General features: G+C 69.3%; 19 protein-coding genes, 1 tRNA gene and 1 pseudogene. 6 read left to right on the top strand and 15 right to left on the bottom strand.

Annotated elements, in window-relative coordinates:
* Window positions 1-35 precede the first annotated feature (35 nt).
* Window positions 36-377: a hypothetical protein gene (locus ACH4TG_RS33610; RefSeq protein WP_398246427.1), complete on the top strand. Its 342-nt coding sequence runs from the start codon at window positions 36-38 to the stop codon at window positions 375-377.
* 390 nt (window positions 378-767) lie between these two features.
* Here ACH4TG_RS33610 and ACH4TG_RS33605 read toward each other — a convergent pair whose 3' ends face one another.
* The 5 genes from ACH4TG_RS33605 to ACH4TG_RS33585 form a co-directional block, all read right to left on the bottom strand.
* Complete coding sequence (locus ACH4TG_RS33605) at window positions 768-1,610, bottom strand: hypothetical protein (RefSeq protein WP_398246426.1); 843 nt, start codon at window positions 1,608-1,610, stop codon at window positions 768-770.
* Window positions 1,607-5,686, bottom strand: a complete 4,080-nt coding sequence (locus ACH4TG_RS33600; RefSeq protein WP_398246425.1) for an AAA domain-containing protein — start codon at window positions 5,684-5,686, stop codon at window positions 1,607-1,609. The genes ACH4TG_RS33605 and ACH4TG_RS33600 overlap by 4 nt, the downstream gene beginning before the upstream one ends.
* A gap of 572 nt (window positions 5,687-6,258) precedes the next feature.
* Window positions 6,259-7,593 carry a DUF4254 domain-containing protein gene (locus ACH4TG_RS33595; RefSeq protein WP_398246424.1) on the bottom strand — a complete coding sequence of 445 codons (1,335 nt, stop codon included), beginning with the start codon at window positions 7,591-7,593 and terminating at the stop codon, window positions 6,259-6,261.
* On the bottom strand, window positions 7,590-8,243 hold the full coding sequence (locus ACH4TG_RS33590) for a hypothetical protein (RefSeq protein WP_398246423.1): 654 nt from the start codon (window positions 8,241-8,243) through the stop codon (window positions 7,590-7,592). The genes ACH4TG_RS33595 and ACH4TG_RS33590 overlap by 4 nt, the downstream gene beginning before the upstream one ends.
* Window positions 8,244-8,258: 15 nt before the next feature.
* On the bottom strand, window positions 8,259-8,726 hold the full coding sequence (locus tag ACH4TG_RS33585) for an NUDIX domain-containing protein (RefSeq protein ID WP_398246422.1): 468 nt from the start codon (window positions 8,724-8,726) through the stop codon (window positions 8,259-8,261).
* Between the two features lie 172 nt (window positions 8,727-8,898).
* Between ACH4TG_RS33585 and ACH4TG_RS33580 the strand changes: the two genes are divergently transcribed.
* The 3 genes from ACH4TG_RS33580 to ACH4TG_RS33570 are packed head-to-tail and all read left to right on the top strand — an operon-like array spanning window position 8,899 to window position 11,556.
* Window positions 8,899-10,038 (top strand): multiprotein-bridging factor 1 family protein, encoded by a 1,140-nt coding sequence (locus tag ACH4TG_RS33580; RefSeq protein ID WP_398246421.1) that lies wholly within the window; start codon window positions 8,899-8,901, stop codon window positions 10,036-10,038.
* A gap of 22 nt (window positions 10,039-10,060) precedes the next feature.
* On the top strand, window positions 10,061-10,630 hold the full coding sequence (locus tag ACH4TG_RS33575; protein ID WP_398246420.1) for an isochorismatase family cysteine hydrolase: 570 nt from the start codon (window positions 10,061-10,063) through the stop codon (window positions 10,628-10,630).
* 5 nt (window positions 10,631-10,635) lie between these two features.
* Window positions 10,636-11,556: a pyridine nucleotide-disulfide oxidoreductase gene (locus ACH4TG_RS33570; protein WP_398246419.1), complete on the top strand. Its 921-nt coding sequence runs from the start codon at window positions 10,636-10,638 to the stop codon at window positions 11,554-11,556.
* 135 nt (window positions 11,557-11,691) lie between these two features.
* Here ACH4TG_RS33570 and ACH4TG_RS33565 read toward each other — a convergent pair whose 3' ends face one another.
* The 5 genes from ACH4TG_RS33565 to ACH4TG_RS33545 all read right to left on the bottom strand — a co-directional run bounded on the left by ACH4TG_RS33565 (window position 11,692) and on the right by ACH4TG_RS33545 (window position 15,122).
* On the bottom strand, window positions 11,692-12,093 hold the full coding sequence (locus tag ACH4TG_RS33565) for a DUF6086 family protein (RefSeq protein WP_398246547.1): 402 nt from the start codon (window positions 12,091-12,093) through the stop codon (window positions 11,692-11,694).
* Window positions 12,094-12,157: 64 nt separating this feature from the next.
* Window positions 12,158-12,640, bottom strand: coding sequence for a SitI3 family protein (locus ACH4TG_RS33560; RefSeq protein ID WP_398246418.1), 483 nt, complete (start codon window positions 12,638-12,640; stop codon window positions 12,158-12,160).
* Between the two features lie 24 nt (window positions 12,641-12,664).
* On the bottom strand, window positions 12,665-14,092 hold the full coding sequence (locus ACH4TG_RS33555; protein ID WP_398246417.1) for a hypothetical protein: 1,428 nt from the start codon (window positions 14,090-14,092) through the stop codon (window positions 12,665-12,667).
* Window positions 14,089-14,409 (bottom strand): hypothetical protein, encoded by a 321-nt coding sequence (locus tag ACH4TG_RS33550; RefSeq protein WP_398246416.1) that lies wholly within the window; start codon window positions 14,407-14,409, stop codon window positions 14,089-14,091. The genes ACH4TG_RS33555 and ACH4TG_RS33550 overlap by 4 nt, the downstream gene beginning before the upstream one ends.
* 329 nt (window positions 14,410-14,738) lie before the next feature.
* The gene (locus tag ACH4TG_RS33545; protein WP_398246415.1) at window positions 14,739-15,122 is read right to left on the bottom strand and encodes an NUDIX hydrolase; all 384 of its coding nucleotides are present in this window, start codon (window positions 15,120-15,122) and stop codon (window positions 14,739-14,741) included.
* Here ACH4TG_RS33545 and ACH4TG_RS33540 point away from each other — a divergent pair.
* Window positions 15,067-16,332, top strand: a pseudogene (locus ACH4TG_RS33540) (tyrosine-type recombinase/integrase); the annotation flags it as partial. The gene ACH4TG_RS33545 and the pseudogene ACH4TG_RS33540 sit on opposite strands and share 56 nt — an antisense overlap.
* 76 nt (window positions 16,333-16,408) lie before the next feature.
* Window positions 16,409-17,230, top strand: coding sequence for a hypothetical protein (locus ACH4TG_RS33535; protein ID WP_398246414.1), 822 nt, complete (start codon window positions 16,409-16,411; stop codon window positions 17,228-17,230).
* 192 nt (window positions 17,231-17,422) lie between these two features.
* On the opposite strand, the gene ACH4TG_RS33530 is transcribed toward ACH4TG_RS33535, so the two are convergent.
* The 5 genes from ACH4TG_RS33530 to ACH4TG_RS33510 all read right to left on the bottom strand — a co-directional run bounded on the left by ACH4TG_RS33530 (window position 17,423) and on the right by ACH4TG_RS33510 (window position 25,199).
* Window positions 17,423-17,499, bottom strand: a tRNA-Thr gene (locus ACH4TG_RS33530).
* A 223-nt stretch (window positions 17,500-17,722) separates the two neighbouring features.
* Window positions 17,723-19,393 carry an alpha/beta hydrolase gene (locus ACH4TG_RS33525; protein ID WP_398246413.1) on the bottom strand — a complete coding sequence of 557 codons (1,671 nt, stop codon included), beginning with the start codon at window positions 19,391-19,393 and terminating at the stop codon, window positions 17,723-17,725.
* Between the two features lie 129 nt (window positions 19,394-19,522).
* Entirely contained in the window at window positions 19,523-20,557 is a 1,035-nt protein-coding gene (locus ACH4TG_RS33520; protein WP_398246412.1) for a hypothetical protein, read from the bottom strand.
* Between the two features lie 633 nt (window positions 20,558-21,190).
* Window positions 21,191-22,408 (bottom strand): DNA polymerase III subunit delta', encoded by a 1,218-nt coding sequence (locus ACH4TG_RS33515; RefSeq protein ID WP_398246411.1) that lies wholly within the window; start codon window positions 22,406-22,408, stop codon window positions 21,191-21,193.
* A 565-nt stretch (window positions 22,409-22,973) separates the two neighbouring features.
* Complete coding sequence (locus tag ACH4TG_RS33510) at window positions 22,974-25,199, bottom strand: asparagine synthase-related protein (protein ID WP_398246410.1); 2,226 nt, start codon at window positions 25,197-25,199, stop codon at window positions 22,974-22,976.
* Between the last annotated feature and the right edge of the window lie 704 nt (window positions 25,200-25,903).

Genomic DNA, 25,903 nt, shown 5'->3' with positions numbered 1-25,903 from the left:
CGGCCGCCAAGCCGCCCTCGGGGTAGCGTACTTCAGTGATCGAGATGGATTTCGTGGGCCCGACCTTCGTGAACTTCCGGGACCATGTTGGCCCTGAGGGCAGCACCCACGGCTTTCGGTGGGTCGACCTGAAGTCCTTCCGCTTTCGGCAAGGCGGCAAAGACGGGGAACTGCTGGCAGTGGTCATCGCCCACGAACAGTTCCGCGATGACTACGCGGGCGGCGGCGTCGCCCCGGACGGCACCCGCCACGGCCCCTACTGGCTTCGCTTGGTCAGCCCGGACGGGTACCAGCCTCTCAGTTGCAACGTGCCACGCAGACGCTGCGGCGCTGGGCGTGCCAGCACGGCGACCTTCCGGACTCTCTGGGGGACGTAATCGATATGGCGCTGTTCACCGTGGTGAACTCGGCCAGCGGTCTCTACCGCCTCCGCGATCTCGGCCGCACGTGCTTCCATGACTGGGGCGGAGTGCACCTGGACTTCCACGAGATCGCCATCGACGAGGCGCGGCAGTTGCTGACTCTCCTCGTCGCGGCCGACGACTACAGCGGCGAATGGCCCTGCGGTAAGTCGGGTCTGGCAGGCAATCCACACTCGGCGAACAGAACAGAGAGAGGCCCCGCCCCGCAGTGGGGTCCACCACGGGCGTGGCGGACCCGCAGCCGAGCTGGCCGCCCAGGAGCAAGCAGTCGATGGTCCCCGCCGAACAGCTTTGCCCTTCGCCCATGTTGGGCGAAGGGTCGCTGAGTACTCGAATGCGCGGGGCCTACTGCTTACTGGCCTCCAAGTCATTGATGACGGCGAGGACCGGACCCCAGCAGAGCCCCACAGTGTCTCGGTCGGGATCCACGCCCCGCTTCTGCTGTGCGCGCAGGTGTACGAAGTTCCGGTATTCCCGCACGATGCTCATGAAGTCGTGAGCATCCATCTGTATCCACCCGCGGTTCCTGGCAGTGTCCAGTAGCAGCGAGAAGCTGGCACGCTCGGGGGGCGAGGTCTTTGTGGTGTTGGGCACGGGGATGCCTTGCAGGAGGCTCGGATCCCGATGTGTGAGAACGTCAAGCAGCATGGCCTCCGTGAAACTGCCAATACCGATCAGGGCCAGGCCGTAGGCGCCGTGCTCCTCGCAGATGCGCGCTTCCTTCACTCGAGTCATCAACTGGGCTAGGAAAGCCTCGCTGCTGACGAGCTGACGGATGCGTGATTCGAGGTCGTCGGGAACGTTGAAGACCGTCGAACTGCCGTCGGCCGTGACTTTGCTGAGGACCGGGCGGCCGGCAACGTAGATGACCGCCAGTTGTTCCGAGGCGAGCACAAGGTTTAGTTCTTTGCGCATGACGTCCGCCGAGGGCAGTCCGTCGTCGTATTCGAGCGGGTCGCAGACACGGCAGAGCAGCCTGCTTACAGCAGCGAAGTCGTCGGTACCTTCCCTGATCACGGTGGTCAGCCAGGCGACTCGAGGTGAGCCGTCGTACTCCTCCCTGCCCGGCCAATCGACTCGCTCCAAGAGCTGGGCAAGTTGGTAGCCACGACGCTCGAACGGACCATCAATGTCGACGATGAGGCGGGCGAGGCGTTCCACCGTCATCGGGTCGAGTGTCCGCGTCATCCCAGATTCTCCTTGTCAGAGATCTGCTGAGCACGATCAAAAGCTCGCTCCAGGCGATCGACGATGACCTTGCCGCGCTTCTTGAAGCCCAGCTCGGCCATGGCCTCCGCTACGCGCGCATCGCGGTCGAGTTGGAAGCCGTCGCTTAGAATCCAGGAAGCGACGGCGGTCAGGTCCCTGTCGGAGTACTCAATGATGCGCATGCCCGCCACGACCGCCGGGCGTGGCCTGCGCCGAGCCTCACTCTGGTCTTCGGAGGCAGGCGGTGACGGTGCTTGTGGTTCTGATAGGGCCGGGGTTCGCTGAACGTCCTGTACAGCGCTCTTCCACTCCTCTACCAGCCTTGCAGTTTCGTGGGCTGGGTTACGGAACCAGTCGGCGGCCCAAATGCGGTGGAAGCGCCACCCGAGGCGCTCGAGATGAGCTTGACGCAGCCGGTCCCGGTCACGGGCACTGGGTGCTCGATGGTAGCGGTCGCCGTCCGTCTCCACGGCAAGAAGCATCTGACTCGGACGTTCGGGATGCCCGAGAGCGAAGTCAATTCGATACTCACCCACGCCCAATTGGGGCGTCACCGGGATGCCTTGCGCTTCCAGTACGTCGAATACTTGCTGCTCAAACGGATTCAGCTTGTATTCCGCATGCAGTGTGCTCGTGCGCCCCAGGTCTCCGCGGTTGGCACAGTACTCGATGAAATCGCGCAGCAAACCCGGTCCCCGGTGCTTGGTTGCCCTGAGTCGCTCTGGATCGAAGTCCTGATGGGTGAATGAACTGACGAGGGTCATGGACTCTCTGGCTCGCGAGACGGCGACGTTCAGTCGCCGCTCACCGCCTTCATTGATCAGCGGCCCGAAGGACATGTTGAGCCGACCGCTGGCGGCCTTGGCGTACCCGATGCTCAGGATGATGGCGTCGCGTTCGTCACCCTGGACGCGCTCGAGATTCTTGACGAAGAATCGCTTCCCTGGACCTGCCTCCGGACTGAAAAATTCCGAGAGTTCCGGGCGGTCGCTCAGTGCGCTGCGCAGGGCGGCTTCAATGCGGTCGCCGTGGCGTTGGCCCATGGTGATCACGCCCAGGCTCTTGTTCGGACGGACGGTTGCATGTTCAAGAACCAGCTCTACGACACGCTGGACTTCCTCTGGGGCCGAACCTGCTTGACCGGGCTCCGCGTGACCGTTCACCGAGACAAGACGGACCGGACTCTCGACCGTCGTTCCTGGAAACGTGACCAGGTCGTCGTCGTAGATATGGTGATTCGAGAACGCGATCAAGCGCTCGTCGGTGCTCCGGTAGTGCCAGCGCAACCGATGAACTTGCGGGAGCTTGCTACTGAGCATGTCCAGCAGCGACTCGAAGGCGTCGGGTGGGACATCGACGAGTTCTTCCTCCTCACTCGCGTCGTTCTGGTCAACAGCACCGCTGTGCTGTCGAGTGAAGAAGAACGTGGGAGGCAGCTGATGAGGGTCGCCCGCAACGATGACCTGCTGCGCGCGCATGATCGACGCGATGGCGTCGTGCGGCAGGACCTGGCTCGCCTCGTCGAAGATCACCACGTCGAACAGCCGGCGAGCTGGTAGGACGCGGCTGACGACCAACGGCGACATCGCCCAGCAGGGCTTTGCCGCAAGCAGGACGTCCGGGGCGCTTTCGAGTAGTTTGCGCAGCGATAGGTGGCGTGTCTTGCGGTTTGCCTGGCTGCGTACGAGCGCGTTCTGGTCCTTCTTCACGTCACGGACCTGCCGTAGCCGGGTGGCCACCTGATAACGGACACGTTGAGCGTTAGCGGCCAGATGCTCGCTGTCACTCCGCCGAAATTCGGCGACATTGTGCTCGTGCTCACGTGCGTTGAACCCGCGGATGTAGGAGGACTTGAGTGTGATCTCGTCGAGAACCGACGCCCACCAGAGAAAGTGCAGCGTGCCCACGGCTGTGTCGGGATCAGCGTTCAGGCGCGCAAGGTCGTCGAGCAGTGGACCGAGGCCCGCGGCTTGCAGACGGTCGGTGAGCTGGTTGTGCTCGGGCATATGGAGCAGCGTCTGCCGGTCGTTGTCCAGGTTTTCGATCTCGTCGGCGACCTCTTGAGTCGGCTTGGTCTCCCAGCCCTCCAGCCGTGCACACATCGCCACCGCGAGGAGACGTTCGCGGACGAGGCTGAAATGCTGCATGGCATCTGCCAACCCCGGTACGGCCGCAGGTGTGGCGTCCGCCGTAGCTGCAAGGGCCTTCCAGTGTTGACTGTGTGCCCAGGCACCGGAGAGCGACTGATGAAGCGCCCGACGATCCCGTAATCCGTCGCGTCGGAGAGAGCGCGCCACCTTGAGCAGTGGGCGCCGACGGGTCCATCCCAGCTTCGCGTTGTTGCTGCGCCGCCACGCGCGATCGGCCGTCGCCGCGATGAGATCAGGCAAGAGCGGTCCGTATACACCCTCCTGAAACTGCTCGAGAGTCGCTGCGACTGCCTGCACAAGGCTCAGGACTTCCTGCCACCCGGCTATGCCTGCAGGAGGCCGTAGCCCTGCCGTGACTATGAGCTCGTCCATCTCGCGGCGGGTGTCATAGAACACCGCACCAGTCAGCACATCCAAGCCGTCCAGCGCCGGTCTCAGTTCGTCGATGTCCCGCGCTGCGGTGCGCGCCCATGGTGACTCGCCACGGCGGATTTGCAGCCCATCGGTGGAGACGAATCTCCGAAGGTCCCGCTCAGCGCGCTCCAAGGCGGTGCGATCCATACTCTGCAAGGCGTGGCCGCGTATCCGTCGACGGGTGTGGTGCGCCGGCGGACAGCCGGGCAAGGCAGTCAACGCGTCGTAGGCGCTCACCTGCCACGGGCTGTGGGGCTGGTGGTACTCCTGAATGTGGACTCCCGACCGTTGTCTGAAGTAATCGAGTCGATGATGCAGGTCCCCCAAGCGCGGTTTCTGTTCCTGGCCGGCACGCTCCAAGCTCTCCTGTAGCTGCTGCGCAATCTGGCGCCGGTTCAGCTTGCTCGCATGGAGGTCGAAAACAAGACCGCTCAGTTCCACTCGGGCCAGCCGGTCGGTCACCGCCTCGATGGCAGCGCGCTTCTCCGCGACGAACAGCACCTTGCGCCCCTGGGCAGAGAACGCCGCGATGAGGTTGGCGATGGTCTGGCTCTTGCCTGTTCCAGGAGGTCCTTCTACGACCAGGTGCTCTCCGGCCAGCGCAGCACTGATAGCCCGTTGCTGGGAGGAATCCGCGTCATGGACGAGGTACTCCGAGCGGGGGTGGATCTCATCCGCGCCGACAGGTTCACGACCGCCGCTGGGGGCCTCGAGAGACCGGGTTGCTTCCTCCTCACCGGCCAGTGCGGCGATGACCGGGTGCTCAGCGAGCAGTTCGGCTGAGTTGCGGAGGTCGTTGACCATGGGCAGCCGGTCGAAGTTGAAAACGCCTGCGACGAGTCGGTTCTCCAGCGTGACGGTCAGCCTGCTTCGGCGGAGTGCCTGCTCGAACAGCTCGTATACGGTTCCCAAGCGGTCGCCTGGAACAACGCATTCTTCCAACGCGTTGGCCGCCTTCGCGGCTAGATCTTCCGCGTTGCCGTCCATCCCGTACTGCCGGTCGAGAGCGTAGAGCAGGACGGGATTGATCTCGACCTCGCCACCTGTCTGCAGTACGAAGTCGTTCTCAGCCACGGTGCGCGGCAAGATCGTCAACGGCTGCAGGAGGAGCGGGGCGCGAAGCGGCGGCACGGGCACAACGCCCCTGGTCGTCGGAACAGCGATGTTGAGTAGGCCATGGGCCAGACGCCCCGCCTCCACGCCCTGCTCCTCGTCCAGTTCTACGACCTTCCGGCGCAACCCGCGTGCCCGAGCACACGCGGTGCTGTGGTCCACAGAGTCAGGAAAGAGGGATGCCAGGCGGACCTTGCCGCCGGCCACGACGCGGCCCAGGGCCTCCTGGGGGCAGTCAGTGATGTCGACGGTGGTGCTCTTGGTGTCCCTGAAATGCAACAGTGTGTTGTACGGGCCTAAGTCGATCAGTGCGTCAGCCCACTTCTGCGCCTCGGTATGCATCCTTTGCACCCGAGCACGCCGCGCGATGCCGTCCACCCCTTTACCCCTCTGGTTGGTTCCTCGTCTTGTGGCATGGGATCTTCCGGAGTCCGCTCCCCCAGCGGACGGCGAACAGAACAGCTTATGGGATGGGCAGGGACAAGGGGCTGAAACCGGCTACCTGCGAGGGAGCGAAAGAAGCTCAACGGGCGCAACCTCGCTGCGGTGTGCACCCTCCGGCAATCAGCGACGCGGCCAAGTTTGTCGCCGAGCAGTGGGATCCGAGCATCCTGCCGGAGTCCCTCGGCCCGGCCGGCCTCGCGGACAACTGCTGGGACCTCTACCTCAAGCGCGACAGGCTCGAAGCTTTCGTCGCCAGCACGAACGGGTGGCCGTCGCGATCCGCGGGGGCTGGCCAGCGGAGGGGGTGTCGGGCTTGCTGCGGCCTTGGCCTAATACGGCTGTAACGGGGGCGGTGGGTGCGGGAGGGGGTGGGCGCCCTCGGGGCGCAGGCCGTCGAAGACGACCATCAGGTAGCGGCGTCAGAGTTCCGGGTACGCCTGGCTGAGGGGCTCGGCCGGGTATGCGGAAGCTCGAAGTCCATACGGGCATGATGCCAAAGCGCACCGTCAGCTCTGGCTGGGCTGCGGATCGGTGAAGATGGCGAGGTAGCGGAACTCGCCCCAACGCCCGTCTTGCAGCGCGTACGGCTGCCAGGTGAGGGAGTACGAGCCGCACAGGGTTCGCGTGTTGTCTGGGTAGCCGCCGCCCCAGAGGAGTTGGCCTGTGAGGGTACGTCCCTCGTGGAGGCGGAAGTCGCGGTCTCGGGTGTCGTTCTGCTTCGGCGGGGTCCACAGGCCGACTCCGTTGGTGATGAGGAGGGCCAGGCCGTTCTGGTTGGGGTTGCCGAAGCGCTCCAGGCGGGCGATGTCGGAGACAAAGCCTAAGCGCGCCAGGTCGGTGGCGGCGTGGGACTTCAGCGCGTACTCCTCCGGGGGTTGGCCGGCGGTTCCGGTCCACTGCGTCGTGAAGTACTTGAACTCGATGGCCGTGCGGGCTGACGGTCCGATGCACAGCAGATCGAGGTACTCGGCGCCGGTGGCTTCCGGGGCGTTCTGGCGGACCTCCAGCCTGGACTGGATCTTGGGGGCCAGCTCCCACAGCACGCGCGCAAAGCTGTGCTGGAGGTCCGCTTCGGAGTGGAAGACCGGGCGGGCCTGCTGGAGTCGGGACATGACCTCGGGCAGTGAGACTTCGCCGGCGATGAGAGTTCCCGACGTCGTCACGGCCCCCAAGCCCTGTTCCGCTGATCTTTCCTGCATGTGGCGCCCCCCCCGGGTCGGCAGTCCGTGGAGGCGACCGTAGCGCCGTCGTGGGGGCCGTCTCAGGCGTTCCGCCGAGCCGGACCGCTCCCGCTGGGGAGCCGGATGTTGAGGTTGGCTCCCAAATGGCTCCCAAGACGCCCCCGGGAACGACTCAGGGCCCTGATCCTCGGAAGGATCAGGGCCCTGACCTGCTGCTATACCGTCGGGGTGGCGGGATTTGAACCCACGGCCTCTTCCTGCCGAATGAGGTTCGGCGAAGATCGCCACTTGCGGATCTTGTATGCGCAGGGTCAGGACGGAGAGGCGGTCCAGTACGGAGGCCAGGGTTTCGGTGTGCAGCGGTGCATCGGCGTGCGCGTTGCCGGCCAGCGGGCCGAGGACCTCGTCCGCCCGCTCGGCGAGAGCGTTGCGCTCGGCGTTGAGCTGGTCGATCTCGCGCTTGAAGTCCGCGACCCGCTCGGCCGGCAGGTTCGTGGCCCTTACCTGGTCCTCGGTTCTCCACAGGCGGGCGTTGACCGTGTGGAGGCGGGTGATCGCGTCGTCGAGACGGCGCAGGTCCTTCTCCGTCAACGTCGCGGCTGCCCGGGAGAAGCCCGGGGGGAGCAGCAGCGGCGGAGGGCTCGGGGCGATGGTCGTCATCGGTCATCCTCCATCCCGAGCGGCGGAGTCGGCAGAGGCAGCGCAATGCCGTCAACGATGCACCCGTGGACCTCATCCAGGCTGCGGTCTTCGCAGTCCACGACCAGGGCATACGTGCCCTCTTCGGCCTGGCGCAGCAGGATCTCGTGCAGCACTCGCTGGTACCTGGGGTAGATCCCGGTCCACGCACGGCCCTCGCGCACGCTGGTGATGGCGTAGCTGCGTTCAGGGTGCAGCGACGGGATGAGGAGCACCGAGGTCTCCTGCGGGGCCGGGACGGGCGCCGCGATCTCCCGGACGGTCCACAGGGCCTCGCGCGCGGACAGGCCCTCCTTGACGACACTGGTCGCAGCGGCCACCGCCATCAGCATGGGCAGGCCGCGGTCGAGGAGGCCCGTGCGGCCGGGTGTGCGGGCGGTTGCGCGTTTCGCGTGGCCGCTGATCAGCATGCTGGTCAGCTCTACGGTCGTGGACTTCTCGAACCACCAGGTCGCGTAGTCGCCGGCCTCCGACGCACGCTCCCATGGACCGGGGTCATGCTCGTGCACGGCGCCCAGCAGCTGGAATCCCGTCCAGCGCCCGGCCAACTGCCGTAACTGCGTGGTCTTCCCCACGTTGTCCGGCCCGTTGAGGCTGATGAACTCCGGCATCTTCCCCATCGCCGATCACGCCTTGCGGATCGGCGTGTTGAGGACGGAGCCGATCGCGTCGACGTTGGATGCCGCGAACTCGGCCAGCTCCGGCGGCATGAGGTTGAGTCCGTGGATGCTGTCGGCCGTGAACGGCATGCGGACGATCTCGTAGTCACCGCGCTCGGGCTTGGAGAACTCCGTACCCGTCCGCACCGACACGTCCATGCCGGCAAGGCGCGCGGCGAAGATGTGCTGGATCCCGATGCCGCCGTCCAGTTCGTCGGTGATCAGGTGGACCAGCTCGGCGCGCTCGAGCGTGCCGCCCAACTCCTCGAAGACCTCCCGGTGCAGGGCGGCTTCGATGCTGTCGTCCTCCTCCTCCACGCCGCCGCCGACGGTGACCCAGTACGGGTCCCGGCCGGCCTTGGTGCGCTTGATGAGGACCAGATCGTCGCCGTCGAGCAAGATGGCGCGGGCACTGCGCTTGACGATGTCGGGCATGCCGCAACTCCTTCGTGTCTGCCGTTTCACCCGGCCTGCGCTGGCCGGGTGAACAGCATGCTCCACACCGGTCACCGGAAGTGACGTACGGATGCCGCACAAACGCCGTACTGTCGCCGAACACGACTCGTTACGCTGGGTATTTCGCGGTGGACGAGGGGAGGGGCAGATCGTGGTCACGGTGCAGAGCTGGTCCGGACGAGAGGCCCGGCTGCTGCGTGCCGCGATGCGGATGAGCATTCGTGACTTCGCCGCTCACCTGGGCGTCAGCGACCGGGTGATCTCCAAGTGGGAGGCGGGCGGGGAGAACTACTGCCCTCGACCCGACTCCCAGGCGATGCTGGACACCGCGCTCGGTCGTGCGACCGACGAGATCCGCATCCGGTTCGCCGAGGCGCTGGGCGGGCAGCCGGAGACCACCGCACCCGGCGACGGACGCATCGGGGTCGACTCGCACAAGTTCTTGCCTGTCTTCATCGGTGCGACGCAGGCGCAACGCTTACAGGCCGAGATGGGCACGGGCTCTGGCCGTTGGCTGGCATCGTCCTCGGCGAAGGTGGACCACCCTGACGCAGACACGACCTGCACCTTGCACGTCTTCGGCTGCGGTGTCGCCGTCTTCCATCTCAGGCAGCCGAAGACTCCGGCCTCGCTCACCGAGCTTGCGGTGTGGCGCTACCGCTCCTACGCAACGGACCTGCCCTGGGCCGGCACCAAGACGCGGGAACTGCTGGGAGCCGCTCCGGGGCAGCAGATCGATCCGGAATACATCCTCTCCCTCTACTGGGTGACGTCCAGCCCGTGGGCAGCGGGCCGTGAGCTCGACACAGCGCTACGGCTGCTGTCCACCCCCTCCGTCCTCGTCGACCGCGGAGTCCCCAGCGGCGCCGACGCTCTCCACCCGTCGGTCGAGGAATCCTTGCTCGCCAACGGATTCGACCACCCCGACATCGTCTCGTTCGGTATTCGCGGCGTATCCACCGGCTACGCGGGCTGGTCCGGCGTCGCCTACAGAGCCCACTCCAGCGAGCGCAGCCTCACCGTCGACGAGCTCATCACCTGCGAACTCACCGTCCAAGCTCTCTGGTGCTTCTCCCGACAGATACAGAAACGCGTCGAGGACGGACAGGACCCCTCCACGTCCGAGGAGTTCGGCTGGCGCTTCCTCCGCGCGGCCCTCTCCCGCCTCACCACCGCCCGCGCCCAGGAGACCGCGCAGCACGTCCTCATGCGAGAGGCCATCATGAAGACAAGCGGACTCGCGGAACGACTCCGCGCCGCGCAGGAAGCGCTCCGGGACAGCATGACGTGAGGACGACGGGAGAACCGCAGCCATGGACATCGACCACGCGGCGCTGATCGTCATCGACATGCAGAACGGGTTCGTCAACCATCACAGCAAGCATGTCGTTCCCACGGTGGTCGCCCTGGTCGAGAGGTGGGCTGCCGCGGGGCGGCCGGTCGTCTTCACCCGCTATCTCAACTACGCCGACAGCCCCTTCGAGCGGTTCTTCGACTGGACGCGCCTCCGGCATGCCCCCGAGACCGACATCGTGCCCGAGCTGGTCGAACCCACAGCGGCCGCCCACGCGGTCATCGACAAGCCCGCCTACTCCCTCTACACCGAGCAGGGCGCGGCGATCATCGCCGAGGCCGGGTGGACGGATCTCGTCTTCTGCGGGATCGCCACCGAGAGCTGCGTCCTGAAGTCCGCGGCAGACGCCTTCGAGCGCGGGCACACGCCCTGGATCGTCACCGACGCCTCGGCCAGCGATGCGGGCCCCGCCGTCCACGACGCCGGTCTCCTCGTGGCCCGCCGCCTCATCGGACGCCGGCAACTCGTCACCACTGAGGAGGTGCTGCGGGAACTCGCCCCGCGGCTACGGGCCCCGGTGCTGGAATAGTTCACATGGCAGCGAGCGAAGCACGCGACGTCCCCACCGAACTGATCATCGTCGGCGGAGGGCCGGCCGGCTGCGCCGCCGCTCTGATGGCCGCGAGCGTCGGCATGCGCTCGGTTCTGGTCGAGGCCGACGCGCTGTGCGCGAAACTTCAGCACATCGGAGCGATCAACAACGTCGTCGGCGGCCACTCCAGCGGCCCGGAGCTGGCAGCGGCCATCGCCAAGGACTTGGCCCGGACCGAGCTGTGCGAGATCCAACTCGGCGTCCGGGCCGTCCAAGTGCAGGCGTACGACGACCACGTCGCCGTCCTCCTCGACGGCGGCAGCCGGCTCGTCGCGCCGTACGCAGTCGTGGCAACAGGAGTCGGCCCGCTGGGGTCGGGGGATGTCCCCTGGCTGACGGTCCCCGACGGCCTGTTGCTTCCCACGCTATGGGGAGCAAAGGTCCCCGACGACCACCACGGCCCACTGCTCGTCATCGGCGCCGACCGCCCGCTCGGCACCTTCCTCCGCGTCCACCCGGCACTCGACCTGCCAGTCCTGGTGGCCTACCCGCCCGAGGACGAGTACAAGGTCGACGAGGTCCGCCACGACCCGCGCGTCACCCTGAATCCCATCGCCAGCCTCTCCGTCCGCGCCGGGGCGAACGCCCAGATCTCCGCCGAATGGACCGACCGCGAAGGACGGCAGAGCACGCAGTCCCTCGCAGCCGCCTACCTCAACCTGGGCAGCGCCCCCGTCCCTCCTGCAGGCGCGATCGTCACCGACGCCACCGGCTACTGCCCACCCGACCACCAGCACCCCCGCATCATGACCGCCGGCGACCTCCGCTCCAGCCGCTTCCAGCGCATCATGACCGCCATCGGCTCCGGTACCGAGGCCGCGCTGCGGGCCTACTACGACCTGCGTGGTGTGCCGAGTCCTTGAGACCGGATTGCCCGTCGGCAGTATTGCGCCTCACGACTCTCGGTTTCGAGCCCCCATCTCGGGCGGTCGCACGTCTCCGAGTAGCCGTCACGCTGGTGGGCGCCGGGAAGGGGGCTCGCTGTCGGCGCTCCTGCCTCAGCGCAGCATGGCAGCGGAGTGCTGATCCCGCAGAGCCCCCCACGCAGCCTGTTGTTCAGGCGCGACGCAGGCGGGGACCGGGCGTCCGGCGCGGTCCAAGAGGACCAGGGCAGTGGCGATGAATCCCACCGTCAGAGTGCGCTGGATCCCCTGGTCCGTCGCTCCGTACTCGGCCAAGGCGACGGCACAGAACGTGTTGAGCACGGAAGTATCCACGCAGCACTCGCCGTTGACCACGTCGCCGATTCCCGAGGAAACTCCCAGGAGTTGGGCGAACAGTGCTGCGTGTCCGAGGAACAGGCCGGCGACTCGGTTGTCGGCTCGCCACAGTCCTGCTCCAGCCGTGGATTGTGACGAGTCTGTTCTGAACCAGACCTGAGATCTGGGCCCTTCAGGCATCGCGGCGGACCGAACATCCTCGGAGGCGTCGTCGGAACTCATCGTATCGATGACCCTTTCACGATCACTCCTCTGAAAAGGCGTACGTTGCGCGGCGGTACGGCTGACGCATCACAGCGAGGCGCCGAGGTGGCCACAGGTCGTCCCGCTCGTTCAGGCTCACGTCGCCACCGCGCCGGAGCAGCCAGATGATCTCGTCGTGGAACTCCAGTGCGGCATCGCCGGGAACCCGCTCCAGCAGAGCGGCCACCAGGTGGACGATGTCGTCCTCCTGGACAGCCAAGTCCGCTTCCTTGTCGAGCACGAACGCCACCCGCACGCTCGGCGTGATGCCGAAGTCGGTGACCAGCGGGCTCCACGGCTGAGGGCGGGTCACAACCACCCGGATCCAGGTGCCGTGCTCTGAGACCGCTCCCGGGTCGAGCAACAGCTCGGGCGTCACGGTTCCAGCCAAGATGCCGATATCGGCGCCGCGATCCTTCAGCGCCTCTGCGACCTCTGCCGCCGGCATGGTCGTAGCGATACTGAAGCTGTGGGAAATTGCCATGTCAGATGTGTCCGTCTCGATGTTCTACGGGTACAGGTGCAGGACGTTTCCCTGCTTGTCGATGACGATGACCTCTTTCAGTCCATCAATCGGCCAGTCGTGAAGCTGGGAACGCAGTTTACCGACGTCTGCTGAGCTGTCTGCGAGGTTCACCACAACGCGGTCGGTCTGGCCGTCTTCCACTTTCTGGGAGATCCTGCTGGCGATGTTGCGAGGATTTCCAGTCGAGGGAGCGACGTTGTCGAACACCTGGCCCTCCACTCGGTAGTCAGGGTTCTTGTCACCGGGAATATCGGGGTTCTGCTCCACGTCGTACCCGGATTTGGCCAGTGTATCGGCCGACTCGTTCTCACGCTGCAATGCCAGTTTGTTCTCCGGGGCATCGCTGTCGTTGATCGGAGTCCGGCGCCCGCGCGGTGAGGCATCGGGGTTGGGTTCGTTCGAAGGGCCGGTGCGCGACTCGGTCGCGGACGGGTCCCAGTCACCCCCGCCCCCGGAACCACCGTCGGAGGTCATGTTCACACGGTCCGGGCCTGCCGCGTCGTGGGCGATGGTGCTCGCGCCGAGGCCCGCCAGGCTCAACCCACCCGCGATGGCCGATGCCGACACGACGGCGGCCGGCACACCCAGGAGTGCGCCAATACCCGTGGCGTCGAGAACAACCCCACCGATTTCCCCGCCGGCCCCGAGCGTGGCCAGCCCGATGCCTCCTAGGACCTCCATCACGGCCCCCGCGTCGTGGGCCATCGCGTTGCCGATCGAGGCGAGGTCCGAGAGCGCGGTCTCGCCGACATCCTCCAGAGCATGACCGACATCGGACAGGGCATCACCCACGGAGTGGCGCATCTTGTCCCACCGGCTGTCGTGAAGCCCGTCGTGAGTGATGGCTCGGTGAATACGCTGTGCTGCGGCCTTGGCACCGTTGTCCCGAACGTCCTTAGCCGCCTGCAGGGCCGACTTCGCATCTCCCAAGGCTGACGCGGCTGACTGCTGCTTCTTCTTGAGACCGGTCAGCGTCGGATCAGAGGGATCGGTGCCCTGGGGCAATGCAGCAATCTTGGTGGCCGCTGCCTTGTGGTCGGAGTCGGCGGCCTGCGCGTCCTTGAGCGCCTTGTCCGCCATTTGCTGTGCTTGTTCAAGGGCGCTCGCCCAGTCCGCCTCACTACCCTCCCGGACCTGAGAACCCATGGCCTGCGCGGCAATGTGATAGCGGTGATAGGCCTTGCGCAGGGTTCCCTCAGCGGAACCCGCCGCGTCCCGGAAGCGGTCGGCCGCCTTGGACTTCCACGATTCCACCGAAGCGAGAGCGTTGATCTCACCAGCCTGACGCCAGATCCGCTCCGCGGTCTCGCCGAGCGCCGTACCGAGTAGGGCGACCGCATCCGGGTCTCCCGGTATCGGATCGGTGTCCTCGTCGAGGACGGCCCACTCGTGGACGGGCGGGCGCCTCACTCGGGAGGACCTTGCAGCTTCGCCGCGGCGTCCTCGCGGCGCAGCGCATCTGCCAGGGCCTTGTCCACCCCGTCGTAGGTGTCGGCCGCGTCCTCGGTGGCGACGCCGAGCGTCCGGATCTGATCGGCCAGGTGCTCCCGGTGAATCTTCCAGTTGCTGCCGAAGGAATGAAACGCGCCGGTGATCCGGGAATCTCCCAGCTCGGCCAGAGAGTAGCCGTCGGCAGGGTTGGCGTGGCCGGTGAACTCATCGTAGATCCGTTGCAGTTCGCGAGAGCAGTCGCGAATGCGCTTGGTGTCTGCTGTCAGATCACTCAAGATCCCCCCTGGGTCCAGTGAGCGCCCGGGCATCCAGAGTAACAACTGGTGCCTCGCCCATCTCTGATGGCCCTGTGCGCGGCCGCCCTCAGGACCGACCTCCTGTGCGCAGCGCGGCGGCCCTTCACGATGTCGGCTACGCACCCCGGTTGGCCGTCACGGGTTTCATCCGCTGGCCGGGGCCCGATTCGTCCCCGATCAGCACCGGTGGTCGGGCGGCTCATCCGGCGGGCGGAGCCGGAGATCTTCGCGGCCGTGGAGCGGGTACAAGCGGCTCTGGCAGCGGCTCAGCCGAGGTAGGGGTAGGTGCCGGCGAGGTAATCGCCGATCTACTGGCGCATGCTGGCGTGGATGTCGTAGGCGTCGAGGTCTGCCGGCTGGACGAAGCGGACGCCGTCGGCTTCGTCGTTGATGGTGGGTTCGCCGCCGACAGGGTGGCCGATGTAGGTGTTCTCGTACTGCTGTCGGATCTCACCGTCGGTGTAGGCGACGATGTGCTTGGGGTTGGTGTAGATGCCGAGGAAGCCGGTGATCTCCGCGATGATGCCGGTCTCTTCGAGGCACTCGCGGATCGCGCACTGGGCGGCTGTCTCGCCGATGCCCTGAGCTCCACCGGGCAGGGCCCACTCGCCGGTGTTCCGGCGCCGCTGAAGGAGGATGCCGCCGTCGTCATCGACGACCAGGAGGTTGCTGGCCGGGATGTTCGCCGCCAAGCGGATACGGAAGTCGGGCATCAGCCGGTACGAGACCGACATCCGCATCCACCTCAAGCCGCGTATCGGGCACCACCGTCTCGACCGGCTGCGGGTCAGCCACCTCAGCGACATGTTCACCGCCATCGCCGACGGCAACGCCGAGGTCCTGGAGCAGAACGCCCAGCGGAAAGCAGCGGTAGCCGAACTGGCCACCGTTCCATGGAAAGGAGCCGAGCATCGCGCACGCCGCAAAGCGATGAAGGAAGCGATCGACGCCATGCCGGCGATTCGGCGGGTGACTGGTCCGGCGACGCGGCTACATGTCAAGGCCACTCTGCGGGCGGCGCTCAACGACGCCATCAGCCAGCAGATCATCACCTTCAACCCGGCCGCCCACGTCGAGATCGACCCCGTACGCAAACCCAAGGCCCTTGTGTGGACAGACGAGCGGGTCGAGAAGTGGCGTAGGAGCGGCGAGAAGCCCTCCCCCGTCATGGTCTGGACGCCCCAGCAGACCGGCGCGTTCCTGGACTCCGTCGCCGAGGACCGGCTGTACGCGATGTGGCACTTGATCGCGTTCCGCGGGCTGCGGCGCGGTGAGGCGTGCGGTCAGCCCTGGTCGGAGACCAATCTCGACGCGCACTCCCTGACCGTCTCCGCCCAGCTCGTCCAGGACGGCTGGCAGGTCGAGACGTCCGAGCCAAAGACGGACAGCGGCTTGCGCGTGATCGCCCTGGACGACGACACCGTGGAGGTGTTGAAGCGGCACCGCGAGCGGCAGGACGCCGACCGGGAGGAGTGGGCATCGGCCTGGGTGGAGACCGGGCTCGTCTTCACACAGGAGGACGGATCCTGGCTGCACCCGGGCAAGGTGACCGACCTTTTCGAGCGGCTCGTCGCCGCGTCCGGCCTGCCGCCGATCCGGCTGCACGACCTCCGCCACGGCGCGGCCACCCTCATGCTCGCCGCCGGCGTCGACGTGAAGGTCGTCTCCGACACCCTCGGGCACAGCGACACCCGGATCACGCGGGACATCTACCAGAGCGTCCTGCCCGAGGTCGGCAAGCGCGCCGCGGAAGCCACCGCCAAGCTCATCCCGCTTCAACGGAAGGCGGAAGCCGATGAAGCCGCACGCAAGTCGAAGAAGGCCAAGAGGGAGGCCCAGCGGACCAAAAAGGCACAGCCCGAGAGCGGAAAGAAGGGCAAGCGGAAGAGGTCCAAGAAGTAGAGTCGCGGCCTTGGCCCACTTTGTCTGCTCCCGTCGGGGTTTCCCTCGGCACGGCGCACCGACATGATGAGCTGTCGTGAAGGACTACGTGGTTCCCCTCGTGATTGCAGTCATTGGACTGGCTGCCACTGCTGTGGGCGCTCTCATCGGAGCACGGTCAGCCAGGTTCGGCGCCGAACAGAACGCCGAAGCCGCTAGACAACAGGTACGTGATCAGGGTGCTGTAGAGCACGGCCACTGGCTAAGACAGCAGCGCTTCGACACCTACGAGAGCTTCCTCGCAGCATGGGACGAGTGCCTCAGGGTCACTCAGGAATCCGCCGAAAATCATGATCCAGATCCGACGGACCTTGTACCCCTCAGGAACGCCGCAGACCGCATGGCAGAACGCTCGCGACGCATCGCACTCCTCGGCCCCGCGGAAGTCACGCGTGAAGCACACAAACTGACCGAGACGATGCAGCGCGACGTCGAAATTACCACCAGATTTATTGAAATGACACAAGCCACGCTTACGGCAATCGACAGTTCGCCAACGCCAGATGGCACCTTCGAAGAGGCCACCAATGAGTTCGTGAGGCACAGGGAGCGACTTGCTGCGCTCATGCAAGCGAATTTCGATCAAGGGGGGAGCCTGCGAGATCTTGACGGTCACCCTTTGTTGGGAGAGGTGATGAGGAGCGGCCAGCAGTACCAGAGACTGTCCGAGGAAGCGCTGAGAGCGCTGAGAGCAGATGCGGCGCAGCTCGTAGGCGCGGTGGAAAATGCAGCCGAGTTGGTGAGCGCCCTCACCCAAAATAGGGAGGCCCGGGAGCTCAGTCGGGCACGCTTCACGGCTGCCGTACAGCAGGCGCTCGGCACGCCTCCTATGACCGAGGCGAACCCCAGGGGCCTGTAGGGGCACGTATACCAGGCAGCCAGAAGATCCCACGTTGCCACGTAGGAGCGTCGACGACAGTTGGGGGCGTTGGTCAGCGGTCCGCTCACGCATCGCTCACGCAAGCCGGTCACCACCGTCCGAGCGGCCGGATGCGGCGCATGCCGGAAAAGCCAAAAGGCCAGGTCACGGGCTATGTGACCTGGCCTTGGGTGGAGCCGCCTTCGGGATTCGAACCCGAGACCTACGCATTACGAGTGCGTTGCTCTGGCCAACTGAGCTAAGGCGGCTTGCTGGCAACTGCGAGCACCAAGGGTGGCAGCAGCAGCGGGGGAAAGTCTACAGGGTTCCGGGGGGTGGTCCGACCAGGGTGGGGATCATGAGGCGGGGCTGGTCAGACGGCACGCCCCGGCCGGCGCGAGGCGAGGCCCGGGACCAGGCCGCGCCCCGCCAGGAGGCCCGGGCACTCCGGAGTTCAGGGCGCCCCGGGGGCCCGGGCACCCCCGCCAGGGGTCAGGTGCAGGTCTTGCCCTTCGCCGGCACCTTCCCGTCCAGCAGGTACGCGTTCACCGACGTGTCGATGCAGTCGGAGCCGCGGGCGTAGGCCGTGTGGCCGTCGCCGTCGTAGGTGAGGAGGTGGCCCGACGAGAGCTGGTCGGCCAGCGAGACGGCCCAGGCGTAGGGGGTGGCCGGGTCCCGGATCGTGCCGACGACCAGGATCGGGGCCGCGCCGGGCGCGGTGATCTTGGCGGCGTGCCCGGTCGCCTTGACCGGCCAGTAGCCGCAGACGAGGGACGACCAGGCCAGCGTCGTGCCGAAGTGCGGGGACGCCTTGTCGAACGACGGCAGGGCGCGTTCCACGTCGGCCGGGGAGCGCAGGGCCGGCGGCAGGTCGAGGCAGTTCACGGCGGCGTTGGCGTACATCAGGTTGCTGTACTTGCCGCTGTCGTCGCGCTCGTAGTAGCTGTCGGAGAGCTTCAGCAGCGGGCCGCCGTCGCCCTTGAGGGCGCTGCTCAGCGCGTCGCGCAGGGTGGGCCAGGAGCTCTGGTCGTACATCGCGGCGATCACGCCGGTGGTGCCGAGGGCCTCGGTGAGCTTGCGGGGGGTGCCGGTGGGCAGCGGGTGCGCGTCCAGGTTCTTGAACAGCGCGTCCAGGTGCGTGCCGGCATCGGCGACCGTGGTGGTGCCCAGCGGGCAGCCGGCCTGCTTGACGCAGTAGCCCGCGAACGCCTTGAACGCCACCTCGAAGCCGCCCGCCTGCGCCCGGCTGCTCTCCAGGGCGTCGACCGACGGGTCCATCGCGCCGTCCAGCACCAGCCGCCCGACACGCTTGGGGAACAGCCCGGCGTACGTGGCGCCGAGGAACGTGCCGTACGACTTGCCGACGTAGTTCAGCCGCTGGTCGCCGAGCAGGGCCCGCAGGACGTCCATGTCCTTCGCGGAATCGACGGTCGAGACGTGGTCGAGCAGCTTGGCCGAGTGCTGCTCGCAGCCCTGCGCGAACGACTTGTCCGCGGACGCGAGCTTGTTGACCTCGGCGGAGTCGTCGGGGGTGGTGTCGACGGCGGTGTACGCGTCCATCTGCTTGTCGGTCAGGCACTCGACGGGGGCGCTGCGGGCGACGCCGCGCGGGTCGACGGCCACCATGTCGTAGCGCGAGGTGACCGGCGCGGGGTAGCCGAGGGCCGCGTACTGCAGGTAGTCGATGGCCGAGCCGCCGGGCCCGCCCGGGTTCACCAGCAGCGAGCCGAGGCGGCTGCCGGGGCCCGCGGCCTGCTTGCGGGCGACGGCCAGGCTCAGGTCGTCGTGCGCGTCGGGGTGCGCGTAGTCCAGCGGCACCTTCATCGTCGTGCAGTCGAAGCCGGTCGCGCCGCAGCTGTGCCACGTCAGCTTCTGGCCGTAGTACGGCGCGAGGTCGGCGGAGGGCGCCCCGGTCGCGGACGACGAGGCGGTGGACGAGCCCGCGCCGGACTGCGGGGACGACGCCGAGGCCGGGTGGCCGCCGCTGCCCGAGGTGCAGCCGGACAGCAGCAGGCCGGCCGCGGCGAGGACGGCGGCCGGGAACCTCAGCAGGGGCAGGCCGCGGCGGGCGCCGGACGCCGCCCGGGCCGGTCCCTGCCGGGACGGCTGCGGGGACGCCTGCGGGGTCGGTCGCTTGAACGTGCGTAGCGTGAGGTGCGGCATCGGCGGCTCGGGTCCTCCCGTCGGGGTGAAGTGCGAGCGTATCGGCCGGGCGGGGTCGATGATCGTCCATCCTGTCGCTTTTTGGGTGAATGCGAAAACCGGACGCTTCCCGGCCGGCCGTCGCCCGGGTCAGGTGTGCGGGTGGGTGATCCGCGACGGGCCGTCGAGCTTCTCGGTGAAGTACGCGGCGACCTCCGCGAACAGTTGCCTGCGCGGCGCAATGCCGTCCAGGACGCGGACGGCGTCGCCCTGCGGGTGCAGGGCGGTGCGGAACCGGCGGCCGGAGTCGCGCGCACCGTCCTCCCCCGCGCCGGTGGCCAGCAGCAGCGGCGGGTGGGCGGCCGCGCCGGTCCAGGCGGCGGTGGCCTTCCCGGTGGCGGGCGACGGCGCGGCGCCGTAGGTCCCGGAGACGCCGGCGGCGGCGCCGTAGCGGCCGGCCGAGGTCAGCGCCTCCTGGACCGCGCAGGACGCCTGCGTTCCGACGCCGAGGACGCCGCGGGCCTTGACCGAGGTCAGGGTGCGGTAGCGGGACGCGACCTCGGCGAGCACGGTGTCGGGCGAGGGGCCCTGGGAGCCGGGCGCGGGGGCGCAGGTGGGCGGCATCACCAGCACGAACAGGTCCGCCTCGTGCTGCTGCGCGCCGAGCGCGAACCCCTCGTACAGGTCCGGGTCGTCGCCGGTGTGCGCGACCACGACGGGATAGGCGATGGCCGCGGCGCGCGGCGAGTCGTAGTGCGGTGGCAGCCACACCCGGGTGCCGTCCCGCAGGACCTGGAGGGTGCCGCCCGCGGGGTGGCCTGCGGTGCGGACCTCCGGCGGGGGCGGCGCGGGTTCCGGCGTACGCGGCGGAGGCGGGGGCGGTTTCGGTGTCGGCGGGGGCTGGTGCGCGGCGGTGGCCGAGCTGGAGGCCGTGGCCGCGGCGGTGGTGTGCGGGGCGGGGCCGGCGTGCAGCACGGTGACGGTCAGGGTCGCGGCGAGGGCGGCGGTCGTGGTGGCCGCGGTCGCGCGCAGGGCCGCGCCGAGACGGTCGACGGGCAGCTCGTACGGGCGGCCGGCGAGCTGGTTGCGCCAGTAGCGGAGGGTGCGGTGGGCGAGGAGGACGGTTGCCGCGGCGGCCGCGGCGGCCGCCGCGAGGAGCGGGACGGTGAGGAGGGTGTCTGCCACGGCGGCACCTTCTTAGGACGGCTCGGGCGCCCATGTGGGCAGTGGGCGCACTGTCTTGCACCATCGCTTGCCGTGGGGCGGTGCGGCGGGAGACGCGGGGTGGGCGGGGCCGCTGTCACCCGAACGCACGACACTCCCCGGACTGCCCGCACCCTCCCCCTCCGGGCGTGGCCCCGCCTTCCGCCCCTGGGTTGCCCTGCCCCCTGCGGGGGTGGCTCCGCCTTCCGTCCCCGGGGTACGCCGCCTTCCCTTGTGCGGGGTGCGCCAGGGGTTGCCCCACCCGGCCGCGGACGACGCGCGGCTCCACTGTGCCCGGTCGCGCAGTTCCCCGCGCCCCTGACGGGGCACGACTGCCCGGCAAAGGAGCGTTGCCGTCGCACGGCCGGTTCATGGCTGGGCGCGCAGTTCCCCGCGCCCCTGTTGTGCCGCACCGCCGCGGGCACACCGACCCGCCACCGTGACCGGCTCTCGTCCGGCGAGGTGCGCCCCCGCAGGGGCGCGAGGAACTGCGCGAGCAACCCCCCACCGGCCGGTGGTCCGGCACGGACCGAACTGCCCCTCCGGCACGGTGACGACCCGCAGCCCGCGGTCGGGCTGGGCGCGAGGGGCGGACCGGGTGGCGGTCGGTGGGGGTCAGCCCGCGCGGAGGGCGAGGGTGAGGGCTTCCACGGCGAGGAGAGGGGCGACGTTGGCGGAGAGAGCCTCGCGGCAGGCGAGAACCGCTTCGATGCGGCGCAGGCTCTGCTCGGGACGGGAGGCGGTGGCGATCTGCTCGATGCCGTCGAGGGCCTCGGTGTTGGCGACGCGGTCGGGCGGACCGCCGAGCTGGAGGGTGAGCACGTCGCGGTAGAAGCCGGCGAGGTCGGTGAGCGCCAGGTCGAGGGTGTCGCGCTGGGTGCGGGTGGCACGCCGCTTCTGCCGGTCGGCCAGCTCCTTCATCACGCCGGCCGTACCCCGCGGCATCCGGCTGCCCGCGCCCGCGGCGGCGCCCAGCGCGGCCCGCAGCTCCTCCGTCTCCTTGGCGTCGACCTCCTCGGCGACGGCCTTGGCGTCGTCAGCGGCCGCGTCGACGAGTTCCTGGGCGGCCCGCAGGCAGCCCCCGACGTCCGCGACCCGCAGCGGCACCCGCAGCACCGACGCGCGCCGGGCCCGCGCCTGCTCGTCCGTGGCCAGCCGCTTGGCCCGGCCGATGTGGCCCTGGGTGGCCCGCGCGACCTGGGCGGCCAGCGCCGGGTCGATGCCGTCCCTGCGCATCAGCACGTCGGCGACGGCGTCCACGGACGGCGTGCGCAGCGTCAGCAGGCGGCAGCGGGACCGGATCGTCGGCAGGGCGTCCTCCACGGACGGCGCGCACAGCAGCCACACGGTGCGCGGTGCCGGCTCCTCGACCGCCTTGAGCAGGACGTTCGCGGCGCCTTCGGTCAGCCGGTCGGCGTCCTCCATGAGGATCACCTGCCAGCGGCCGCCGGCCGGCGAGAGGCTGGAGCGGCGCACCAGGTCCCGGGTCTCCTTCACGCCGATCGACAGCAGGTCCGTGCGGACCGTCTCCACGTCGGCGTGCGTGCCGATCAGCGCGGTGTGGCAGCCGTCGCAGAACCCGCAGCCGGGGGCCGCGCCCAGCTTCTTGTCGGGGCTGGTGCACTGCAGCGCCGCCGCGAAGGCCCGCGCCGCGGTCGAGCGTCCCGATCCGGGCGGCCCGGTGAACAGCCAGGCGTGCGTCATCCCGGAGACGTTCGGCCCCGTCCCCTCCGCGTCGAGGTGCTCCTCGACGATGCGGTCGGCGGCGGTGGCCGCGGCGGTGAGGTCGGCGACGATGCGGGGTTGGCCGATGACGTCGTCCCATACGGCCATGGTGTGCGGGTCCCTTCTCGGTGCGTGTCCTCCCATTCTGCGGTACCCCTCGGACAACCTGGGGCGGGTTGTCACGCCGTTGCCTTTTTTCTCCCACCCGCCCACCCGTTGAACCAGTCCGTCGAGTGGACGTCTCCCGTGGGTGGGTCGGGGCCGCCGGCCCGGTATCTCCTCGGAACTGTGCGTGCGGCTCCTTCCAGCACGGCACCCAGGGCACATGCACAGTTCCTGCGGGGACACCGCCCCACCGTCCCCTCCGCTCTCGTCGGCGGCTGACGGCCGGTGGGGGATGAGGGGCTCTTCCCGGGCAACCCGGGAGTACCTGTTCACCCCCTACCGGGCGGCAGCCGCCGACGAAGCGGGAGGGGACGGTCCGGGAGTGTCCCCGCAGGAACTGTGCACACTCCCGGCCCACCGAAAGGAAGAAGCCGCACGCACAGTTCCGAGGAGATACTCCCGGGGCGGCACCGACCCAACCACGAGAAACGTCCACTCGACGGACGAGTTCAACGGGTGGGCGGGTGGGACAAAAAGGCGAACCCGAGGGGACCGATTCAGGCTCGCGTCACAACGTGAGCCGCTGAACCCCCGACGCCACCGCCCGCTGCTCCGGCGCCCCCGCGCCGGTCCAGCACGACCCCCGCCGAGCAAGCAACCGCCGCAACCACAGCTCGGTGGAGACGAGTTCGGCGAGCCCGTCCAGCGGGACGGCCGCCCCGTCCGCCGCCGCGGACAGCGCGTCGCGCACCACGCGGGCCTCGACGAGCCCGGCGTCGGCCAGCAGTGGGGCCTCGAAGAGGTCGAGGAGCGGGTCGAGGGCGGAGCGCAGGCCGATGCGTGAGGGGCCCGCGCCGGACGGCGACGGGGCGCCCCAGCCGGTGGGCAGGTCGCGCACGCCGGCGCCGAGCAGGACCTCGCGCAGGACGTCCGCGCGGGCGCCGGGGCGGACGCGGAGCGCCCCGGGCAGCGCCTGGCAGGCGCGGACGACCTGGTTGTCGAGGAACGGCGCGTGCAGGCGCTGGGAGGGGACGGCCGCGGCCTGTTCCAGGACGCGGAAGTCCGCCGCGTGGCGGGCGAGCGCGGCGCGGGCCCGCCGTTCGCCGGGGCGTTCCAGCGGCCAGGGGCGCCGGGCCGCGTCCTGGAGGCGGGCCGAGACCTCGGCGAGGGCCTCGCCGGTGAGCCAGCGCGCGGCCGGTCCCGGCCGCACCCAGGTCATCGCGGCGAGCGAGGCGGCGAGCGGCCCGCCGGGCATGAGGGGGGCGGCGGCCTCGTGGCGCAGCAGCGCGGTCGCGGTGTCCTCGACGCCGCGCTGGTAGGGGGTGCGGGCCAGCCGCCGGGCGGCGCGGTAGACGGTGACGGGCACGGTGAAGGGGACCCGCAGCGGGTGGCCGGCCATGGCGACGTCGGCGCGGGTGAGGGCGGCGACGGGCCGTACGAGGTGGCGGCGGCGCCGGTCCATGAGCAGGTCGGCGAGGCGGGCGGGGTGCGCGTCGAGCACCTGGCGGGCGCCGTAGCCCATGAGGTGGTCGGCGCCGCCGGCGGACAGCCGCCGGCGGTGGCGTTCGGCGACGACGAGGGACGGGCCGGGTTCGTCGGTGAGGCGGCCGAGGCTGTCGCCGGTCAGGTCGGCGTAGGGCAGGGCCTCGTCGCCGCCGGCGACGACGACGTGCCGCAGCCGGGGGTCGGCGGCGAGTTCCCCGGCGCGGGCGAGTTCGGCCTCGCGGCCGGGCTGGCCGCCGGCGGCGAGGTCGTTGAAGGTGACGGCGAGCAGGCGTTCGCCGGCGAGGGAGCCGGGGGCGCCGGGCAGCATCCCGGGCATGCCGGGCAGTCCCGCGGCGAGCAGGGCCAGGGTGGCGGAGGCGCTGCCGCCGGAGAGGTCGGCGCCGATGCCGGGGGCGGGAGCCTCGCCGGGGTCGGGGACGAACCGGGGCTGGGCGAGCCGGGCCCGCACCGCTTCGACGAGGGCGTCGCGGACGCCTTCGACGGCGGCTTCCGCTTCGGCGGCGCTGGCGGGCTGGTGGCCGACGGCGAGCGAGGCGGTGGGTTCGTAGCCGGCGATCTCCGGGGAGCCGTCGCGCAGGATGAGGGCGTGCCCGGGCGGGACGCGGCGCACGCCGAGGTAGGGGGTGCCGTCGCCGAGCGCCTCGGGCGAGTCGGGGCAGGCCAGGGTGGCCGCGAGGTGGGTGACGTCGAGGCCGGCCTCGATGAGGTCGGCGAGCGGGAGGGCGGCGGTGGCGTAGGCGGTGCCGCCGGACCAGCGGGTGTGGAAGACCGGGCGGGCGCCGGCCAGGTCGCCCAGCACCGTGATGCGGCGGCCGAGTTGGAGGACGGCGGTGTAGCTGCCGGGCCAGGCGGTGACGTGCCGCAGCGCGCCGCCGCGGGCGGCGACCAGGCCGAGCCGCAACTGGGCGTCGGTGGCGCCGCAGCGGCCGAGGACGGCGAGGCGGGCGATGCCGTGCGGGGAGCCGTTCCGGCCGTAGGGGTCGCCGGCGGCGGACGGGCCGCCGTCAGCGCCGTAGCCGGGGCGGCCGTTGCGGGAGCCGGCGGCGGAGCCGTAGGAGCCGAACCCGTCGTGGCCGGGGTAAGTGCCGCCGTACGCACTGCCGTTGGCGCCGCCCTGCACGGGGTCGGCGTGGACCACGCGGATCTCGTCGGGCCGCCAGTCGCCGACGGCCCACAGCGGATCGGGTCCCGACCACAGAGGTTGGCCGGCAACGGGCAGCAGGGTGCGGGCGCGACCGCCGGAAAAAGCACCTGCGGTGGCACTGCTCCACCCCACCAACCACCGCATCGCCGCCTCCACAGGGTGTGGACAGCCGGCGCGGGCACCACCGCTCTTCTTCGCCCCGCCCGCCGCCACGTCCGACGTCCGAAAGACCATGCTGCCACGTGGAAGCGCGCAAAGAGGCGCATGGGTGCACCAAGGAGTGCCGCGTCGCGGACCGCAAGTGGGCGCAATGCGAAGGGAAAACGGCGGTCTGCGGTGGCTGCGGGTGCGGGCGGGCGGCCGTCCGGCAGCGCGGAGCGAAACATCTGGTTCGCGCCAAATTCCGCGGCACATACCGCAGTTGATATGCCACTGCGTCAACTGACGGGCATTGGCGTGCTGGTGGGCGTCGGAGGCGATCGGGCCGGCGGCGGAGGGGGTGCGGGGCGGCGGGTGGGTCCGGTGGCGGACCGGACGGGTGCCTGCGGGCAGCGGGAGTCGCGGGCCGCGCGGGGCGACGGCCCGGGAGGGGCGGACCACCTCCCGGGCCGGTCCGCCACCCGCGGGGATTGTGGCAGCGGAACTCCTGGACCCGTCACTTTCCCGTCATAGCCGCCTGCCGGGGCGTGGGCGGACCCACGGCCCCCATGCAAGCCCCGGGGCCAGGCCACGGCACAGGCGCACGGCCGGGCGCACGGCCACATATACCGGGAGCACACGCCGGATCACGCGCGCAAAGCTTCCACCGGGGGGCCGGATTCCGGCCATCCGGCACAAGGCTCTTAACG

The organism is Streptomyces sp. NPDC020917 (genome assembly GCF_044333795.1).
In the GTDB taxonomy this organism is placed as follows: Bacteria; Actinomycetota; Actinomycetes; order Streptomycetales; family Streptomycetaceae; genus Actinacidiphila.
This window is presented reverse-complemented; position numbering and strand designations above follow the sequence as displayed.

Bases quoted from the DNA above. Each gene is read 5' to 3' on its own strand.
- ACH4TG_RS33560 (WP_398246418.1), bottom strand. From the start codon at position 12,640: ATGGCAATTTCCCACAGCTTCAGTATCGCTACGACCATGCCGGCGGCA.
- ACH4TG_RS33595 (WP_398246424.1), bottom strand. From the start codon at position 7,593: ATGACGACCATCGCCCCGAGCCCTCCGCCGCTGCTGCTCCCCCCGGGC.
- ACH4TG_RS33570 (WP_398246419.1), top strand. From the start codon at position 10,636: ATGGCAGCGAGCGAAGCACGCGACGTCCCCACCGAACTGATCATCGTC.
- ACH4TG_RS33590 (WP_398246423.1), bottom strand. From the start codon at position 8,243: ATGCCGGAGTTCATCAGCCTCAACGGGCCGGACAACGTGGGGAAGACC.
- ACH4TG_RS33605 (WP_398246426.1), bottom strand. From the start codon at position 1,610: ATGACGCGGACACTCGACCCGATGACGGTGGAACGCCTCGCCCGCCTC.
- ACH4TG_RS33565 (WP_398246547.1), bottom strand. From the start codon at position 12,093: ATGCCTGAAGGGCCCAGATCTCAGGTCTGGTTCAGAACAGACTCGTCA.
- ACH4TG_RS33525 (WP_398246413.1), bottom strand. From the start codon at position 19,393: ATGCCGCACCTCACGCTACGCACGTTCAAGCGACCGACCCCGCAGGCG.
- ACH4TG_RS33515 (WP_398246411.1), bottom strand. From the start codon at position 22,408: ATGGCCGTATGGGACGACGTCATCGGCCAACCCCGCATCGTCGCCGAC.
- ACH4TG_RS33585 (WP_398246422.1), bottom strand. From the start codon at position 8,726: ATGCCCGACATCGTCAAGCGCAGTGCCCGCGCCATCTTGCTCGACGGC.
- ACH4TG_RS33510 (WP_398246410.1), bottom strand. From the start codon at position 25,199: ATGCGGTGGTTGGTGGGGTGGAGCAGTGCCACCGCAGGTGCTTTTTCC.
- ACH4TG_RS33575 (WP_398246420.1), top strand. From the start codon at position 10,061: ATGGACATCGACCACGCGGCGCTGATCGTCATCGACATGCAGAACGGG.